The 15733-nt window shown below is 40.9% G+C and carries 30 protein-coding genes; 1 reads left to right on the top strand and 29 read right to left on the bottom strand.

Annotation, left to right across the window (positions count from 1 at the left end; genetic code table 11):
• Window positions 1-119 precede the first annotated feature (119 nt).
• Entirely contained in the window at window positions 120-470 is a 351-nt protein-coding gene (locus tag KX723_RS02240; protein ID WP_218814473.1) for an Hpt domain-containing protein, read from the top strand.
• Between the two features lie 51 nt (window positions 471-521).
• On the opposite strand, the gene rplQ is transcribed toward KX723_RS02240, so the two are convergent.
• From rplQ to tuf, 29 genes are all read right to left on the bottom strand, one after another.
• Window positions 522-884 (bottom strand): 50S ribosomal protein L17, encoded by a 363-nt coding sequence (rplQ, locus tag KX723_RS02235; protein ID WP_218814472.1) that lies wholly within the window; start codon window positions 882-884, stop codon window positions 522-524.
• A 14-nt stretch (window positions 885-898) separates the two neighbouring features.
• Window positions 899-1933 carry a DNA-directed RNA polymerase subunit alpha gene (locus KX723_RS02230; protein ID WP_218814471.1) on the bottom strand — a complete coding sequence of 345 codons (1035 nt, stop codon included), beginning with the start codon at window positions 1931-1933 and terminating at the stop codon, window positions 899-901.
• Between the two features lie 12 nt (window positions 1934-1945).
• On the bottom strand, window positions 1946-2566 hold the full coding sequence (gene rpsD, locus KX723_RS02225; protein ID WP_218814470.1) for a 30S ribosomal protein S4: 621 nt from the start codon (window positions 2564-2566) through the stop codon (window positions 1946-1948).
• 30 nt (window positions 2567-2596) lie between these two features.
• On the bottom strand, window positions 2597-3043 hold the full coding sequence (gene rpsK / locus KX723_RS02220) for a 30S ribosomal protein S11 (RefSeq protein ID WP_246562490.1): 447 nt from the start codon (window positions 3041-3043) through the stop codon (window positions 2597-2599).
• A 50-nt stretch (window positions 3044-3093) separates the two neighbouring features.
• Window positions 3094-3453, bottom strand: a complete 360-nt coding sequence (gene rpsM, locus KX723_RS02215; RefSeq protein WP_218814469.1) for a 30S ribosomal protein S13 — start codon at window positions 3451-3453, stop codon at window positions 3094-3096.
• Window positions 3454-3636: 183 nt separating this feature from the next.
• Window positions 3637-3753: a 50S ribosomal protein L36 gene (gene rpmJ, locus KX723_RS02210; RefSeq protein ID WP_126323028.1), complete on the bottom strand. Its 117-nt coding sequence runs from the start codon at window positions 3751-3753 to the stop codon at window positions 3637-3639.
• Window positions 3754-3787: 34 nt separating this feature from the next.
• Window positions 3788-5140: a preprotein translocase subunit SecY gene (gene secY / locus KX723_RS02205; protein ID WP_218814468.1), complete on the bottom strand. Its 1353-nt coding sequence runs from the start codon at window positions 5138-5140 to the stop codon at window positions 3788-3790.
• Window positions 5141-5575, bottom strand: a complete 435-nt coding sequence (gene rplO, locus KX723_RS02200) for a 50S ribosomal protein L15 (RefSeq protein WP_218814467.1) — start codon at window positions 5573-5575, stop codon at window positions 5141-5143.
• Window positions 5565-5765: a 50S ribosomal protein L30 gene (gene rpmD / locus KX723_RS02195; protein WP_218814466.1), complete on the bottom strand. Its 201-nt coding sequence runs from the start codon at window positions 5763-5765 to the stop codon at window positions 5565-5567. Before rpmD ends, rplO begins: the two co-directional genes overlap by 11 nt.
• 14 nt (window positions 5766-5779) lie before the next feature.
• Entirely contained in the window at window positions 5780-6283 is a 504-nt protein-coding gene (rpsE, locus tag KX723_RS02190) for a 30S ribosomal protein S5 (protein ID WP_218814465.1), read from the bottom strand.
• Between the two features lie 19 nt (window positions 6284-6302).
• Entirely contained in the window at window positions 6303-6665 is a 363-nt protein-coding gene (gene rplR, locus KX723_RS02185; protein ID WP_218814464.1) for a 50S ribosomal protein L18, read from the bottom strand.
• Between the two features lie 18 nt (window positions 6666-6683).
• A complete protein-coding gene (gene rplF / locus KX723_RS02180) occupies window positions 6684-7214 on the bottom strand; it encodes a 50S ribosomal protein L6 (protein ID WP_218814463.1) in 531 nt (176 codons plus the stop codon).
• A 13-nt stretch (window positions 7215-7227) separates the two neighbouring features.
• Window positions 7228-7617 (bottom strand): 30S ribosomal protein S8, encoded by a 390-nt coding sequence (gene rpsH, locus KX723_RS02175; RefSeq protein ID WP_425516598.1) that lies wholly within the window; start codon window positions 7615-7617, stop codon window positions 7228-7230.
• A 16-nt stretch (window positions 7618-7633) separates the two neighbouring features.
• A complete protein-coding gene (rpsN, locus tag KX723_RS02170; protein ID WP_218814461.1) occupies window positions 7634-7939 on the bottom strand; it encodes a 30S ribosomal protein S14 in 306 nt (101 codons plus the stop codon).
• A gap of 5 nt (window positions 7940-7944) precedes the next feature.
• Window positions 7945-8487: a 50S ribosomal protein L5 gene (gene rplE / locus KX723_RS02165; protein ID WP_218814460.1), complete on the bottom strand. Its 543-nt coding sequence runs from the start codon at window positions 8485-8487 to the stop codon at window positions 7945-7947.
• 14 nt (window positions 8488-8501) lie between these two features.
• Window positions 8502-8822, bottom strand: a complete 321-nt coding sequence (rplX, locus tag KX723_RS02160) for a 50S ribosomal protein L24 (protein ID WP_218814459.1) — start codon at window positions 8820-8822, stop codon at window positions 8502-8504.
• Window positions 8823-8835: 13 nt separating this feature from the next.
• Complete coding sequence (gene rplN / locus KX723_RS02155) at window positions 8836-9204, bottom strand: 50S ribosomal protein L14 (RefSeq protein WP_126323050.1); 369 nt, start codon at window positions 9202-9204, stop codon at window positions 8836-8838.
• Window positions 9201-9497, bottom strand: a complete 297-nt coding sequence (gene rpsQ, locus KX723_RS02150; RefSeq protein ID WP_218814458.1) for a 30S ribosomal protein S17 — start codon at window positions 9495-9497, stop codon at window positions 9201-9203. Before rpsQ ends, rplN begins: the two co-directional genes overlap by 4 nt.
• Window positions 9494-9691 carry a 50S ribosomal protein L29 gene (rpmC, locus tag KX723_RS02145; RefSeq protein WP_218814457.1) on the bottom strand — a complete coding sequence of 66 codons (198 nt, stop codon included), beginning with the start codon at window positions 9689-9691 and terminating at the stop codon, window positions 9494-9496. Before rpmC ends, rpsQ begins: the two co-directional genes overlap by 4 nt.
• On the bottom strand, window positions 9691-10104 hold the full coding sequence (gene rplP / locus KX723_RS02140; protein WP_126323055.1) for a 50S ribosomal protein L16: 414 nt from the start codon (window positions 10102-10104) through the stop codon (window positions 9691-9693). The genes rpmC and rplP overlap by 1 nt, the downstream gene beginning before the upstream one ends.
• 33 nt (window positions 10105-10137) lie before the next feature.
• Complete coding sequence (gene rpsC, locus KX723_RS02135) at window positions 10138-10911, bottom strand: 30S ribosomal protein S3 (RefSeq protein ID WP_218814456.1); 774 nt, start codon at window positions 10909-10911, stop codon at window positions 10138-10140.
• A gap of 2 nt (window positions 10912-10913) precedes the next feature.
• Window positions 10914-11258 carry a 50S ribosomal protein L22 gene (gene rplV / locus KX723_RS02130; RefSeq protein ID WP_126323059.1) on the bottom strand — a complete coding sequence of 115 codons (345 nt, stop codon included), beginning with the start codon at window positions 11256-11258 and terminating at the stop codon, window positions 10914-10916.
• A gap of 22 nt (window positions 11259-11280) precedes the next feature.
• Window positions 11281-11574 carry a 30S ribosomal protein S19 gene (gene rpsS / locus KX723_RS02125; protein WP_126323061.1) on the bottom strand — a complete coding sequence of 98 codons (294 nt, stop codon included), beginning with the start codon at window positions 11572-11574 and terminating at the stop codon, window positions 11281-11283.
• A gap of 20 nt (window positions 11575-11594) precedes the next feature.
• Window positions 11595-12422 (bottom strand): 50S ribosomal protein L2, encoded by an 828-nt coding sequence (gene rplB, locus KX723_RS02120; RefSeq protein ID WP_218814455.1) that lies wholly within the window; start codon window positions 12420-12422, stop codon window positions 11595-11597.
• A 15-nt stretch (window positions 12423-12437) separates the two neighbouring features.
• A complete protein-coding gene (rplW, locus tag KX723_RS02115) occupies window positions 12438-12755 on the bottom strand; it encodes a 50S ribosomal protein L23 (RefSeq protein ID WP_218814454.1) in 318 nt (105 codons plus the stop codon).
• Window positions 12752-13369, bottom strand: a complete 618-nt coding sequence (gene rplD / locus KX723_RS02110) for a 50S ribosomal protein L4 (protein WP_218814453.1) — start codon at window positions 13367-13369, stop codon at window positions 12752-12754. The genes rplW and rplD overlap by 4 nt, the downstream gene beginning before the upstream one ends.
• 34 nt (window positions 13370-13403) lie before the next feature.
• Window positions 13404-14075, bottom strand: a complete 672-nt coding sequence (gene rplC, locus KX723_RS02105) for a 50S ribosomal protein L3 (protein ID WP_218814452.1) — start codon at window positions 14073-14075, stop codon at window positions 13404-13406.
• A 74-nt stretch (window positions 14076-14149) separates the two neighbouring features.
• Complete coding sequence (gene rpsJ / locus KX723_RS02100) at window positions 14150-14482, bottom strand: 30S ribosomal protein S10 (RefSeq protein WP_425516590.1); 333 nt, start codon at window positions 14480-14482, stop codon at window positions 14150-14152.
• Window positions 14483-14502: 20 nt separating this feature from the next.
• Window positions 14503-15705, bottom strand: coding sequence for an elongation factor Tu (gene tuf / locus KX723_RS02095; protein ID WP_218814451.1), 1203 nt, complete (start codon window positions 15703-15705; stop codon window positions 14503-14505).
• Between the last annotated feature and the right edge of the window lie 28 nt (window positions 15706-15733).

The following is a 15733-nucleotide window of genomic DNA, read 5'->3' as shown; positions in this document are numbered from 1 at the left end:
TTTAAACAGCTTATATTATAGAGCCCTTTTCACTGAGAAATAGAAATTTTCATTCCTATACAAATGATTATAGATATTGTAACTTAAAGAAATATTAGTAAGGGAGAAAAGATTGGAGCATGGAAAAAGATCGTTCTACTTTGGCTATCATCAATTTAGATTTAGGCAAAGAATTTACAAAAGATTCATATAAATTACTACGTGAATTACTGCAGCACTTTATAAAAGAAGTACCTGAGTTTCAAAAAGAAATTAACCAAGCCTTTCAAGATAAAGAAAAACAAAAATTAAATGATCAGTTACATAAGCTAACTGGCTCATGTCTTTACTGTGGATTGGATAGATTGAAAGCAAGCCTGTTAGCCTTTAAAGCCGCTATAAATGAAGGTAATTACGATAGGGAATTACTAGATGATTTGAATCAAGAACTAGAAAGTGCAACGCAAGAAGCACAGAAGTTTAAGATTTAGCTAAGGCTTTACGAGCCCCGTTTTCACGAGGCTCGTAGCTAAATCTAAATCTTAGGAAGAACGCTCAACTAATTCTACTATAGCCATAGGCGCACTATCACCGGCACGAAAACCGCATTTTAAAATACGTAAATAACCACCTGGTCTTTTTGTAAAACGTGGCGCTACGGTGTTAAATAAGGTCGCTACCGCTTCCTTATCACGCAAACGATCAAAAGCTAAACGGCGATGAGCAACCCCATCTACTTTTGCTAAAGTAATTAACGGTTCTGCTACACGGCGAAGCTCTTTTGCTTTTGCCAAGGTAGTAGAAATAACTTCATGTTTTAACAATGAAGCCGTCATATTACGAAACATCGCCTTTCTATGGCTAGATGTACGACCTAATCTTCGACCTGAATTAAGATGACGCATAGCGCAGTGCCCTTTTAATCTTTTTTAATTTCTTCAGTTTTTTCTATTTCTTCAGTATTCCCTTCCATTGATTTTTTCAAAGAAGAAAATTGCTGAACTGGAACATCCATACCTAACATTAAATTACGTTTCTGTAAGGCTGTTTTAATTTCCCATAAAGAAACTTTACCTAAATTAGGTGTTGATAATAGCTCTTGTTCTGTTTTTTGTACTAAATCACCAATACGGTATATGTGTTCGGCCTTTAAACAATTAGCCGCACGAACTGTTAACTCAAGTTCATCAACCGGAAGCAGTAAAATAGGATTGATATCCGCGTCTGGTACAGGCACTTCTGCTTCTGTTTCATGACGAAGTTCAACAAAGGTGCTTAATTGTTCTTGAACGATGGTAGCCGCACGACGTATCGCTTCTTCTGGCTCAATCGTACCATTTGTTTCTAAATCAATAACTAACTTATCTAAGTCTGTACGTTGCTCTACCCGTGCATTTTCAACAGAGTAAGTCGCACGTAAAATGGGATTGAATAATGCATCTAATTGTAAAGCACCCACTTCACTCACATATTGATCCGTCTTACGTAGCGAAGCTGGCTGATAACCACGCCCTCTAACTACTTTTAAGGTCATCTTAAATTCTTTAGGTTTCGTTAAATGCGCTATAACATAATCAGGGTTCTTAACCTCAACATCATGTGGCAATTCAATGTCACCGGCATGAACAGGACCGACTGTATTTTTTACTAATTCAAGTGTGACTTCTTCTCTATCATGTAATAGAAAAGCAATGCCTTTTAAATTAAGTAGAATATCAATAATGTCTTCTTGTACGCCTTCTAGACTACTGTATTCGTGAAGAACACCTTCAATTCTTACCTCGGTAACGGCACAGCCAGGCATAGAGGATAACAATATACGACGTAAAGCATTCCCCAAGGTATGACCAAACCCTGGTTCAAAAGGTTGCAGACTAACTAAAGCTCTGTTTTGACTTAAAGTCTGAACTTCAATCGTCTGTGGTGTCAAAAATTTCTTAACATTCGTCGACATGGTTTACCTGCTTTACTTGGAGTAATACTCTACAACTAGATTCTCATTAAATTCTAAAGGTAATTCACTGCGTTCAGGAATCAATTTAACAATACCTTGTAACTTAGTAGAATCAATATCTAGCCAACTGGGTTGGGGCTTTTGTTTAGCAAGTTCTAACGCCGCTTGTATACGTGTTTGAGTTTTGCTTTTTTCTTTTATTTCAATCACATCCCCAGCTTTAACCTGATAGGAAGGGATATTAACAATCGTTCCATTCACTTTTACCGCACGGTGCGTCACTAATTGTCTTGCTTCTGCGCGTGTAGCAGAAAATCCAATACGAAAAACGACGTTATCTAAACGGCATTCGAGTAACTTTAATAGATTCTCACCGGTAATTCCTTTTCGCTTAGCCGCTTTCGTATAGTAAAGTCTAAATTGTTTTTCTAATACGCCATACGTACGTCGGATTAACTGCTTTTGGCGTAACATAACACCGTAATCAGATAATCTTCCACGCTTCGTACCGTGCATACCCGGAGGGGTAGCCAACTTACATTTACTATCGAGTGCACGAATGCCACTTTTTAATTGTAAATCACTACCTAATCGGCGTGCTAATTTACAAGTAGGACCTCGGTATCTAGCCATTAACTTTACTACTCCGCTTGAATAATTTTTCTAAACTCGACGACGCTTTGGTGGACGGCAACCATTGTGCGGCACACCCGTAATATTAATAATTTGCGTCACTTCAATCTCTTTATTTTTTAAAGCCATGATAGCTTGCTCAGATCCTTGACCTGGCCCTTTTATTCTGACTTCAATCCGGCCTAAATTATGTTTATATTTAGCTCTATATTTATCACACGCTTTTTCAATCGCTTTCTCAAAAGCAACTCGCGCTGCAAATGCAGTTCCCTTTTTAGTCCCTTTAAACTCACAAGCTCCAGCAGAAGAAATACCTAATGTTTCCCCACCCTTACGAATACAGATAATGGTGTTATTAAATGACGTTGTCAGATGAACAATCGCATCTGGAATAATTTCTTTGCGCTTGCGCATAGTGCCAGCCAATGCTTTATCTGCCATCGTCGGCTGAGCTGAATGTGCGTTATAATCTGTCATATTAATTAAATAACCACCTTATATGTTATGGACGCTATTGCTATCATTGCTTAATCCTTACGAATCATTTTACGAGGGCCTTTACGTGTACGTGCATTAGTACGGGTACGTTGACCACGGACAGGTAATCCACGTCGGTGTCTGATGCCTCTATAGCAGCCCAAATCCATCAAACGTTTAATGCTGAGCTGAACTTCTCGTCGTAAGTCGCCTTCTACTTTAAAATCAAGCAGCGCTTGACGGATGGCATCTATCTGCGCATCCAGAAGATCTCTAACTTTCGTTTGTGGCGCAATAGCCAAATTCTGGCATATTTTTGCTGCACGTGAACGACCTACCCCATAGATTTCCGTTAAACCTATGACGACATGTTTATTTATTGGTATATTTACACCGGCTATTCGAGCCATTTTTAAACTCCAAACCCTTAAATTTAAGATACTTCAAAAGGCGCAGTAGGGTATCTCACTGGCACCAAAAAATCAACAAAAATCGGCTTTTTTCTCGTCATTGCAAGCACGAAGTGCGTGACAATCTAGAGCTAAAACCCATTGGATTGCCGCGCGCCTACGGCGCTTGCAATGAGAGTCGCATTAGCCTTGGCGTTGTTTATGCCTAGCTTCTGCAGAGCAGATAATTCTCAATTTGCCCTTGCGCTTAATGACCTTACAGTTGCGACATATTTTTTTAATCGATGCCCTAACTTTCATAAAAACCTCACAAATATCTAGTACATTCTCTTTTTTAATACAGCCCGTTGGGGCCACCTGGTAATCCTTTTAAATTCGCCTTTTTCAATAATGATTCATATTGCTGTGACATCAATAAGGACTGGACTTGAACCATAAAATCCATGATGACCACAACGATAATTAATAAAGAGGTGCCACCAAAGTAAAAGGGAACATGCCAGGCAAATATCATAAATTCGGGTAATAACGCCACCAAAGCCAGGTAAATACAACCTATCAATGTTAGCCGCGTCATCGTTGCATCGATATAGCGAGCACTTTGCTCCCCTGGCCTAATACCGGGAATAAAAGCCCCTGATTTCTTCAAATTATCAGCGGTTTCGCGGGGGTTAAACACAAGCGCCGTATAAAAGAAAGAGAAGAATACTATAGCGGCAGTAAATAGCAAGATATAAAGTGGTTGCCCTGGTGACAGCCAAAAGCTGACATTTGAGAGCCAAGCCATGCCTTTTACATTAGAAAACCATTGCGCAAAGGTACCCGGCAGCATCATGATGCTGGAGGCAAAGATAGGGGGTATAACGCCCGCCATATTGATTTTTAAGGGTAAATGGCTGCTTTGTGCACTGAATAGCTTACGCCCCTGTTGTCGCTGAGGATAATTGACCGTAATGCGACGCTGGCCTCGCTCCATAAAGACGACAAACGCCGTTACCAAGACAATAACCGCTAGAATACAGAGTAACGTTAAAAATTGAATTTGGCCCTGTCTAAGCTGCTCTAAAGACTTAGCAATAGCCACTGGGAGGCCGGATACAATCCCTGAAAATATAATCAGCGAGATACCATTCCCTATACCATGCTCGGTAATCTGCTCACCTAACCACATCAAAAACATCGTGCCTGTCACTAGGGTCACCGTGGCTACAAAATAAAAAAACAAGCCTGGGTTCAATACCACCTGATGGCTCACTAGCCATTTTGCCATCCCTACGGATTGGAATAAGGCTAAAATAGTCGTTCCATAACGCGTATATTGATTAATCTTACGACGACCTGCTTCACCTTCTTTCTTTAGCTGCTCTAAAGCAGGTACCACCGCTGTTAATAGCTGAACGATAATAGAAACCGAGATATACGGTAAAAGACCTAAGGCAAAGACCGTAAAGCGCGACAACGCTCCACCCGAGAACATATTAAAAAGACCTAAAATACTATTATTTTGGTGACTGAATAAGTCAGCTAGGCGGTGTGGATCTAAACCGGGAACCGGGATGTGTGCGCCAATCCTATAAACAAGGATAGCAAGCAATACGAATAGTAAACGGTGCTTTAGTTCGCTAAAGCCGCTGCTGCTTGGTAGATTTCCCTTTCCAGGTGAAGCAAAACGGCTTAGTTTACTCATTTAGCCCTCGACGCTGCCACCCGCAGCCTCAATTGAGGCGCGCGCACCTTTCGTTAATTTGATGCCTTTTACACGCACTGCCTTTTCAAGTGTACCTGTTGCAATCAGCTTTACTTCTTTAACAGACCCTTTTATTAAACGCGCGTCTCTTAAAACTTGTAAATCAATCACATCAGCCGTTAATTTATTTAACGCATCCAATCTCAGGACTTGAGTAGATAGGCCATCGAGTGGCGTAAAACCAAACTTTGGTAATCGACGTTGTAAAGGTGTTTGTCCACCTTCAAAACCTAATTTATGAAAACCGCCGGCACGCGCACGTTGACCTTTATGACCACGTCCACTGGTTTTTCCTAATCCGGAACCAATCCCTCTGCCTACACGCTTTGCCGATGGTTTAGAGCCCGGCGCTGGCTTTAATGTATTAAGATGCATGCTGTTCAATCTCCTCTACTTTTAACAAGTAGGCGACTTGTGTAATCATTCCGCGCATAGCGGCATTGTCTTTTACTTCTATTACTTGGTTTAAACGTTTTAAACCTAATGCAGCAATAGTAGCGGTATGTACAGGTATTCGACCTGAAATACTTTTAGCTAAAGTCAAACGCAGTTTTTTATCTGACATGGGTATTTACTCGTTTATGCAACAATTTCTTTTACTGATTTGCCACGTTTATCCGCGATCATTTCCGGTGTAGTCATGCTTGATAATGCTTTCAAAGTTGCTCGAACCACATTAATACGGTTTGAAGAACCAATAACCTTAGCAATTACGTTTTTTATACCCACTACTTCAAAAATAGCGCGCATAGGACCGCCTGCAATAATACCTGTTCCTTCAACTGCAGGTAATATAATTACCTTAGTCGCGCCATGACGGCCTTCCAGTTTATGAAAAACAGTCTGGTTGTTAAGTTCTATATGCAACATATCGCGTCTAGCCTTTTCTAAGGCTTTTTGCATTGCAACAGATACTTCACGTGCAGGGCGCTTGCTAAAACCTATACGGCCTTTACCATCACCTACAACAACACCGGCGGCAAAGCTAAATATGCGACCACCTTTAACTACTTTTGCGTGACGATTGACCGCAATAAGCTTTTCTTGCAAACCATCACTTTTCGTTGATTGATCAAAACTCATTTATAAATAACCTTTTTAATTAGAAGGACAGCTCAGCCTCGCGTGCTGCCTCTGCCAATGCCTTAACACAACCATGATACCTGAAGCCAGAACGGTCAAAAGCAACTTCTTTTATTCCAACGGCGAGTGCGCGTTTAGCAATAAAATTGCCTACAACCATCGCTGATTTTACATTATTTGCATTAGCGCCACCTGCTTTAACTTCCTTATCTAAGGTTGATGCACTTGCCAACACCTTGTCGCCCTTCTCGCCTGAAACAATAATTTGTGCATAAAGATGCTTAGCTGTTCTTGCTACACAAAGACGTGGCATACCTAACTGGCGAATTTTCGCCCGAGTCTTTGTAGCCCTACGTTTTCGCTTTAACTTCTTGTCTAACATGCGCGTAAACCCTCTGCCTTATTTTTTCTTGGTTTCTTTTAATTTAATTCGTTCATCCGCATAACGAACACCTTTACCTTTATAAGGCTCTGGTGGTCTATAGCGACGTATTTCTGCGGCTACCTGTCCTACTAATTGTTTATCCGAACCTTGAATAACAATTTCAGTTTGGGTAGGTGTAGTAACCGTTATACCTTCTGGAATGTCATACACAACAGGGTGTGAAAACCCTAGGGTTAAATTAATTTTTTGACCTTGTACATTAGCACGGTAACCCACACCGACTAATTGCAACACTTTTTTAAACCCTTCACCCACACCAATAATGGCATTCGCTACATTGGCACGTGTGGTACCCGCTAAAGCATCTGCTTCATTGCTGCTGTCTAAAGGCTCAACTTGCAATATTTTATCTTGCAACGTTACTTTCACACGCGGATCAAATTGACAATTTAATACGCCTTGCTTGCCTTTAATAACAACTACTTGACCATCCAACGTTACGCTGGTGTCACCGATATTTATTGGACTTTTTGCAACTCTTGACATACAACTTTAACCCTTATTCAACAGTGGCGATAATTTCACCGCCTTGACCTAAAGCACGGGCCGCCTTATCTGTCATTAATCCTTTAGGTGTTGAAATCATTGCAACTCCTAAACCATCAACAACCTTAGGCAATTGGTCAGCCGAACGATAAATACGTAGTCCTGGACGGCTCACTCGTTTAAGTGAAGCAATAACAGGTTTCTCTAAATGATACTTTAAAGATACGGTCAGCGATGATTTAGCTTCATGTTCTTCACATTGAAAATCATTAATATAACCTTCGTCTTTTAATAATTTAGCGATAGCTAACTTTATCTTTGAAGAAGGCATAGAAACAAAAGGCTTCTTGACCGCCTGGGCATTTTTTATTCGGACAAACATGTCCGCAATTGGATCTTGCATACTCATAATCGTTAACCTACCAGCTTGATTTTACTATTCCAGGAAGCTCACCCTTCATGGCATAAAGACGCAGCATGCTTCGTGATAACCCAAATTGACGATAAACACCACGGGGACGACCTGTTAAACGACAACGATTACGTAATCGTACAGGCGAAGAATCCCGCGGTAACAATTGTAACTTTTGTTGCGCAGCCCAACGATCTTCATCGCTCAAATTAAGGTTGGAAATAATTTCCTTTAACGCGGCCCGTTTATGCGAATATTTTTTTACAATTAATTCGCGTTTATGTTGACGCGCGATGACGCTCTTTTTTGCCATATCTTTTAATTCTCTTTAAATGGAAAGTCGAATGCCGCTAATAAGGCACGCCCTTCTTTATCAGTTTTTGCAGAGGTAGTAATGGTAATATCCATTCCTCGCAATGCATCGATGGTATCGTATTTAATCTCAGGAAATACAATCTGTTCACGAATACCTAAACTATAATTTCCACGTCCATCGAATGATTTGGGTGTAAAACCACGAAAATCACGAATTCGCGGAATAGCCACTTGGATCAAACGATCAAGAAACTCATACATACGCTCGTTACGTAAGGTTACTTTACAACCAATAGGCCAACCTTCACGAATCTTAAATCCTGCGTGAGATTTCTTAGCCAGTGTGACGATGGGCTTTTGCCCAGCAATCAAGGTCATATCAGAAACCGCTGAGTCGATCACTTTTTTATTAGCGACAGCTTCACCGACGCCCATGTTAATGGTAACCTTCGTTATCCGAGGCACTTCCATATTACTTTGATATGAAAAGCTCTCTTTTAACTGTGGTATTACCTTCTTTGCATAATATTCTTTTAATCGGGCCATTAGCTCACCTAAAATTAAATATCGACCAATTCATCATTGGATTTAAAAATTCTAACCCGTCTTCCATCTTCTAAGGTCTTAATTCGGACCTTATCAGCCTTTTTTGTTACCGGATTGTAAAGCGCTAAGTTGCTCATATCAATGCTGGCTTCTTGCGTTACGATTCCACCCGTCACATTCTTTTGTGGGTTTGGCTTAACATGTTTTTTAACCTTGTTAACTCCCTCGACCACTGCTCGACTCTTGCTAGGTAATACACGAAGTACTTTACCTTGCTTGCCTTTATCTTTTCCAGCTAAGGCGATGACAATGTCACCTTTTTTAATTTTATGCATAGTTAATTTCCGCTTAAAGCACTTCAGAAGCTAATGATATAATTTTCATAAATTTTTCTGTACGTAACTCTCTAGGAACCGGTCCGAAAACACGTGTGCCTAGTGGTTGTAGCTGTGCTGTTAATAAAATAACGGCATTACCGTCAAAACGTAAAACGCTACCATCTTGTCTACGAACACCTTTTCGAGTACGCACAACAACAGCATGACAAACTTCACCCTTTTTTACTTTGCCACGTGGTACCGCATCTTTAACACTAATTCGAATGACGTCACCAATACCAGCATAACGGCGCTTTGAACCGCCTAATACTTTGATACACATCACACGGCGTGCACCACTGTTATCAGCTACTTCTAGCTCTGATTGCATTTGTATCATATTGCATCTCCTGCGACAGGTGCAGCAGCATTTCCAGCTGTTTTTTCTAATACTTTTAACAATACCCAAGCTTTACGTTTGGAAATAGGACGACCTTCTTGAATCGTAACCATATCGCCTTCATGACACTTGTTCTCTGGATCATGTGCTAATAAATTAGTACTACGTTTTAGATATTTACCATATTTAGGATGCTTGACCTTTCGTTCAATGCATACATTAATGGTTTTATCCATTTTATTACTAATAACGCGCCCTATCAGGGTACGAGTGACTTTGCTAGTTTGGCTCATGCTTTCTGGCCTATTTTTTCATGTAAAATGGTTAATAATCTCGCTATTTTTCGTCTAACGATTTTAAGTCTATTTGTCGCTGTTAACTGACGCGTTGAATGTTGTAACTTTAAATTAAACTGCTCACGTCCCGTCTGAAATAATTCTTCTTTTATTGCGGATATATCCATCTCGCGTATTTCTTTTGTCTTCATTACAACACCGTCCGCGTTACAAAGTTTGTTGTTACTGGTAATTTTGCTGCAGCCAGTTTTAATGCGGCTTTAGCAATCTCAGGGGTAATTCCTTCCATTTCAAATAAAACACGACCTGGTTGAACAACAGCTACCCAATATTCAACACTTCCCTTTCCTTTACCTTGACGCACTTCTAAAGGCTTTTTAGTAATTGGTTTATCTGGAAACAATCGAATCCAAATCTTACCGCCTCGTTTAACGTGTCGTGTTAAAGCACGACGCGCTGCTTCAATTTGCCGCGAGGTAATAAAACCTGCCGTTGTCGCTTTTAAGCCAAATTGACCAAAGCTGACTTCCGTTCCTCGTGAAGCCATACCCCGGTTACGACCTTTAAATTGTTTGCGATATTTTGTTCGCTTGGGCTGTAACATAATCTATTTCCAGTCTTTAATTCTTAATAAAATTTATTGGGCACTCTCAACGGTCTCTTTAGAAGCAGGTTTAACCCCCCCTCTATTAGGTGGACGACGTCGGTTATAATGTCTTTGATCTTTTTCTTCAGAATATTGCGATCTCGCTTCTGAGCTTTCTGGAAAGCTAATTTGCGAACGGTCGAATATCTCACCTTTATAAATCCAAACTTTAACGCCTAATTTACCATAGGTCGTTTGCGCTTCTGCTAAGGCGTAATCAATATTGGCTCGGAAGGTATGTAAAGGAACACTGCCTTCTTGTGAACGTTCACTACGTGCAATTTCAGCACCACCGAGACGTCCGGAAACCTCAATTTTAATACCTTTGGCACCTAAACGTAGCGCTGTTTGTACCGCTCGCTTCATGGCGCGTCTAAACATAACGCGACGTTCAAGCTGCTGGGCTATATTTTCAGCCACTAATTTTGCATCTAACTCCGGTTTCTTTACTTCTACAACAGAAAGTGAAACCGAGGTTGACATCGCTACTTCAAGTTTTCTTCTCAGGCTTTCAATAAACTCGCCTTTCTTTCCAATAACGACACCGGGTCTTGCCACATAGATAGTAATCTTGGCATTACGTGCGGGTCTTTCTATTTGTATCGATGAAATACCTGCTTGAACCAATGTTTTTTCTATCAATGCACGTGCTTTTAAGTCAGCGGATAGTAAGTCTGCATATTCTCTAGGCTTAGCATACCATTTCGCTGTCGATGTTCTCGTTATATTTAAACGAATTCCAACAGGGTTTACCTTATGGCCCATGATTACTTCTTCTCCCCATTGTCAGATACTTTAACCGTAATATGGCACGTTGGCTTTAATATACGATTACTGCGACCTTTTGCTCGAGCATGCATACGTTTTAAAGTAGGTCCTTGATCAACAAAAACCGTACTCACTTTCAGTAAATCGACATCAGCACCTTGGTTATGTTCTGCATTAGCAACAGCAGACTCTAAAACCTTTTTTAATACCTTGGCATTCTTCTTAACGCTAAAAGTTAGCAACTGAAGCGCTTTTTCAACTTTTAAACCGCGTATTTGATCCGCCAGCAAACGGCATTTTTGCGGCGATAATCTCGCGAATTTTAAGTATGCAGCAATTTCCACTTCTTAATACCTCAAATTAATACTATTTCTTTTCGTCAGCGCCTTTAGCTTTTTTATCAGCTGCCCTGTGGCTACGAAACATCCGAGTTACTGAAAACTCACCTAATTTATGGCCTATCATGTTTTCTGTTACATAAATTGGCACAAAATCACGACCATTATGAACGGCTATGGTTAAGCCAATCATTTCAGGTGCAATCATAGAGCGGCGTGACCATGTTTTAATAGGTCGTTTCACCGTCGCACTTTGGGCCGCCTGTACCTTTTTCGTCAAATGTACATCGATAAATGGACCTTTTTTTACAGAACGTGGCACTTAACACCTCACGAATTTAATTACTTCTTTTTACGTCGTTGCACAATCATTTTTAGATTGCGTTTATTACGACGTGTCTTATAACCTTTTGCTGGAACACCCCAAGGACTCACAGGATGACGTCCACCAGATGTTTTACCTTCACCACCACCATGTGGATGGTCAACCGGATTCATGGCAACACCCCGAACAGTGGGACGAATACCACGCCATCGTGAAGCGCCCGCCTTACCTAAAGAACGGAGATTATGATCATTATTACTGACAACACCGATAGTCGCTTTGCACTCAACAGGCACTTTTCTTAGCTCGCCTGAGCGGAGACGTATAGTAGCATAATCTCCCTCTCGCGCAATTAATTGAACGTAAGCGCCGGCACTTCTTGCTAACTGAGCACCCTTACCAGGTTTCAGCTCAATCGCATGAATAATGGTACCTACAGGTATATTCCGTAAAGGCATTGCGTTGCCCGGCTTTATGGGGGAAGAAGAACCTGCAGTTATCTCCATTCCGACCTTAAAATCGTTTGGCGCTAAAATATAACGACGCTCGCCATCCGCATAAAGGATCAAAGCAATATGCGCGGTACGGTTAGGGTCATATTCTATACGTTCAACCCGACCTAAAATGCCTTCTTTATTTCGTTTAAAATCGATTAAACGGTAAAGCTGTTTATGTCCACCACCTTGATGACGGGTGGTAATTCTTCCGTTGTTATTGCGCCCACCATTCTTAGGTTTAGGTGCTAATAAATTACTAAAAGGCTTGCCTTTATGTAGTCCCGCCTTTGACATCTTTACGACAAAACGACGGCCTGGCGATGTAGGATTTGCTTTTTGGCTAGGCATATAATTAGGTACTCTCTATTTTGTTCCAGTAAAATCAATATCATGGCCTTCTGCTAAACTTACATAAGCCTTTTTCCAAGCCTTAGAACGTCCTTCTGTTTGCTTAAAACGTTTAGCTTTTGGTTTAACATTCAGAAGCTGAACCGCGTCGACTTTTACGCTAAACAAGGATTCAACCGCTTGTTTTATTTCAGACTTATTCGCATCGATTTGTACTTGAAAAACAAATTGACGGTGCTTATCCGCTAAAAGCGTCGCTTTTTCTGAAACATGAGGCCTTTTAATCAGTTTAAATCGGCGCTGTTGTTGATGTGTTGTTGTGGCAAGGGTCATGCTAATAGTTCCTCGATTTGCTTCAGAGCCGCTGAGGTAATTAAAATCTTTTCGTGATTGATTAAATCAACCGGGTTAATCGCTTCCACATCGGATAGCTCTACATTGGCAAGATTACGTGCCGCCAAATAAACTCCGCTGTCCACTTCATTCAGAATAATTAAAACCTTCTTTGGCATATCGAATGCTTTTAACTTAGCCAATAATTGGCTCGTTTTAGGCTGTTCTAATGTGAAAGAATCAGTAATAACAAAACGGTCTTTACGTAAGAGTTCTGAACAAATCGAACGCATCGCTGCACGATACATCTTTTTGTTTACTTTCTGTGAATAATCTTGCGTCGTTGCCGCAAAGGTTACTCCACCACTACGCCATAGCGGACTACGAATTGTTCCTGCACGTGCACGCCCCATACCTTTCTGCTTCCATGGTTTTTTACCACCACCACTCACCGCAGAACGATTTTTTTGTGCATGCGTACCTTGTCTTCCACCTGCCAGATACGCAGTAACCACCTGGTGAATTAAAGGTTCGTTAAAACGGCAATCAAAAATAGCTTCAGATAATTGAAGTTCTTGTTTTGAGCCACTCTCTGTTACTAACGCCACTTGCATAGTGCCATTCCAATAATTAATTTATATTAAATTTCTAATCTTTTTTTACTTTGTTTTTCATTCGTACGGCTGGTTTTACAATAACCCGCCCGCCTGGTGCACCGGGTACAGCGCCTTTTATAAGCAATATATTCCGCTCAGCTTCTACTTTTACAACTTCTAAGGACTGAATGGTACAACGCTTATTTCCTAATTGACCCGCCATCTTTTTCCCTTTGAAAACACGTCCTGGCGATTGACGTTGTCCTATAGAACCTGGCGCACGATGGGATAAAGAGTTTCCGTGTGTTGCATCTTGCATTCTAAAATGGTGACGTTTAATGACCCCGGCAAAACCTTTACCTTTATTGGTGCCTGTCACGTCTACCAGCTGCCCTATGGTAAATAAACTATCTAAAGTAATTTCTTTACCAGGTGCTAAATCCTTAACAAATTCTTCACTCTCATCATCTAAACGAAACTCATACAGTCCTTTACCCGCTTCAGTATTCGCCTTGGTAAAATGACCGGCTTCACCTTTACTCAAACGTGAAAGCGATTTAGTTTCCGTCGTTAGCTGCACAGATTCATAACCATCGCGTTCTTTGGTTTTCACCTGAACCACTCGATTAGGCAATACTTCAATGAGTGTGACAGGAATAGCTATACCATTTTCAGTATAGACCTGTGTCATCCCACATTTTCTACCTATTAAACCCATTGTCATGATTATTACTACCTAAAATTAATCAACCTTAAATGCCTAAATTGCCGCACGCTTCGCGCTCGCAATGACGAACTTTATTCTCTATCTTTTCTCGTTCTTACTTCAATACTAACTTCAGAAGGCAAGTCATCTAAACGCTTTAAAGCATCTGCTGTCTTTTCCGTCGAAGCATAAACATCAATTAAACGTTTATGTGTACGTGTTTCATATTGATCACGCGCATCTTTATCTACGTGTGGTGATGTCAACACGGTTAATTTCTTTATCCGTGTAGGTAAAGGAATTGGGCCGCGAAGTATAGCACCTGTACGCTTCAATGAGGCAACAATTTTCTCTGTTGCCTTATCAATTAAACGGTGATCAAATGCATTCAACAAAATACGAAAGTCTTGGCTTTTCAGGGACATAACTATTTCCTACCGGCCTATTAAGCCTTTTTACCTTTTTTAACGAGTTTTGAAACAACACCTGAACCTACCGTTCTACCACCTTCACGTATTGCAAAACGTAATCCTTGTTCCATCGCAACACCGTATTCATTCATCAGTGTTACAGTGATGCTCACGTTATCGCCTGGCATAGCCATCTCAACACCTTCAGGAAGTTTAATGGTTCCTGTTACGTCAGTTGTTCTGAAATAAAATTGTGGCTTATAGTTATCCATAAAGGGTGTATGACGACCACCTTCATCTTTACTTAATACGTAGATTTCGGCTTCGAACTCTACCCAAGCTTCTACAGTACCTGGTTTAGCAAGCACTTGACCACGCTCTACTTCTTCACGCTTCAAACCACGAATCAACGCACCAATGTTATCGCCTGCTCGACCTTCGTCTAACAATTTACGGAACATTTCTACGCCAGTTACAGAGGTGCTTTGTACAGGTTTTAAGCCTACGACTTCTACCGGTTCACCCACTTTAACAATACCGCGTTCTACACGACCCGTTACTACCGTTCCTCGGCCTGAAATCGTAAATACGTCTTCAATAGGCATTAGGAATGGCTTATCGGTTTCCCGAACAGGCTCTGGGAAATATTCATCCATTGCTTTAGCTAATGCATAAACACCACCGCCTTCACAATCGCCTTCTAAGGCTTTCTTAGCGGATCCTCTAATAATAGGAATATCGTCGCCTGGAAAGTCGTATTTGCTTAACAATTCACGTATTTCCATTTCAACTAAGTCGAGTAATTCAGCATCATCGACCATGTCACATTTGTTCATGAACACAACAATATTAGGCACCCCTACTTGTCGTGCTAACAAAATATGTTCACGGGTCTGTGGCATAGGACCGTCAGCCGCACTAACGACGAGAATTGCTCCGTCCATTTGCGCTGCACCGGTAATCATATTTTTTACGTAATCGGCGTGACCTGGACAGTCCACATGTGCATAGTGGCGGTTTTCAGATTCATATTCGACGTGTGAAGTCGCAATGGTAATACCACGTGCTTTTTCTTCAGGCGCTTTGTCGATTTCATCAAACGCTTTTACTTCACCACCAAACTTTTCGGCCATACATTTAGTAATAGCGGCAGTCAGTGTTGTCTTACCATGATCAACGTGGCCAATAGTTCCCACATTCAAGTGGGGTTTATTTCGATTAAATTTTTCTGCGGCCATAATTTTTTACCTCAATAACTATTAATAA

The sequence above is a fragment of the Rickettsiella endosymbiont of Dermanyssus gallinae genome, from assembly GCF_019285595.1.
Lineage (GTDB): Bacteria > Pseudomonadota > Gammaproteobacteria > Diplorickettsiales > Diplorickettsiaceae > Rickettsiella_B.
This window is presented reverse-complemented; position numbering and strand designations above follow the sequence as displayed.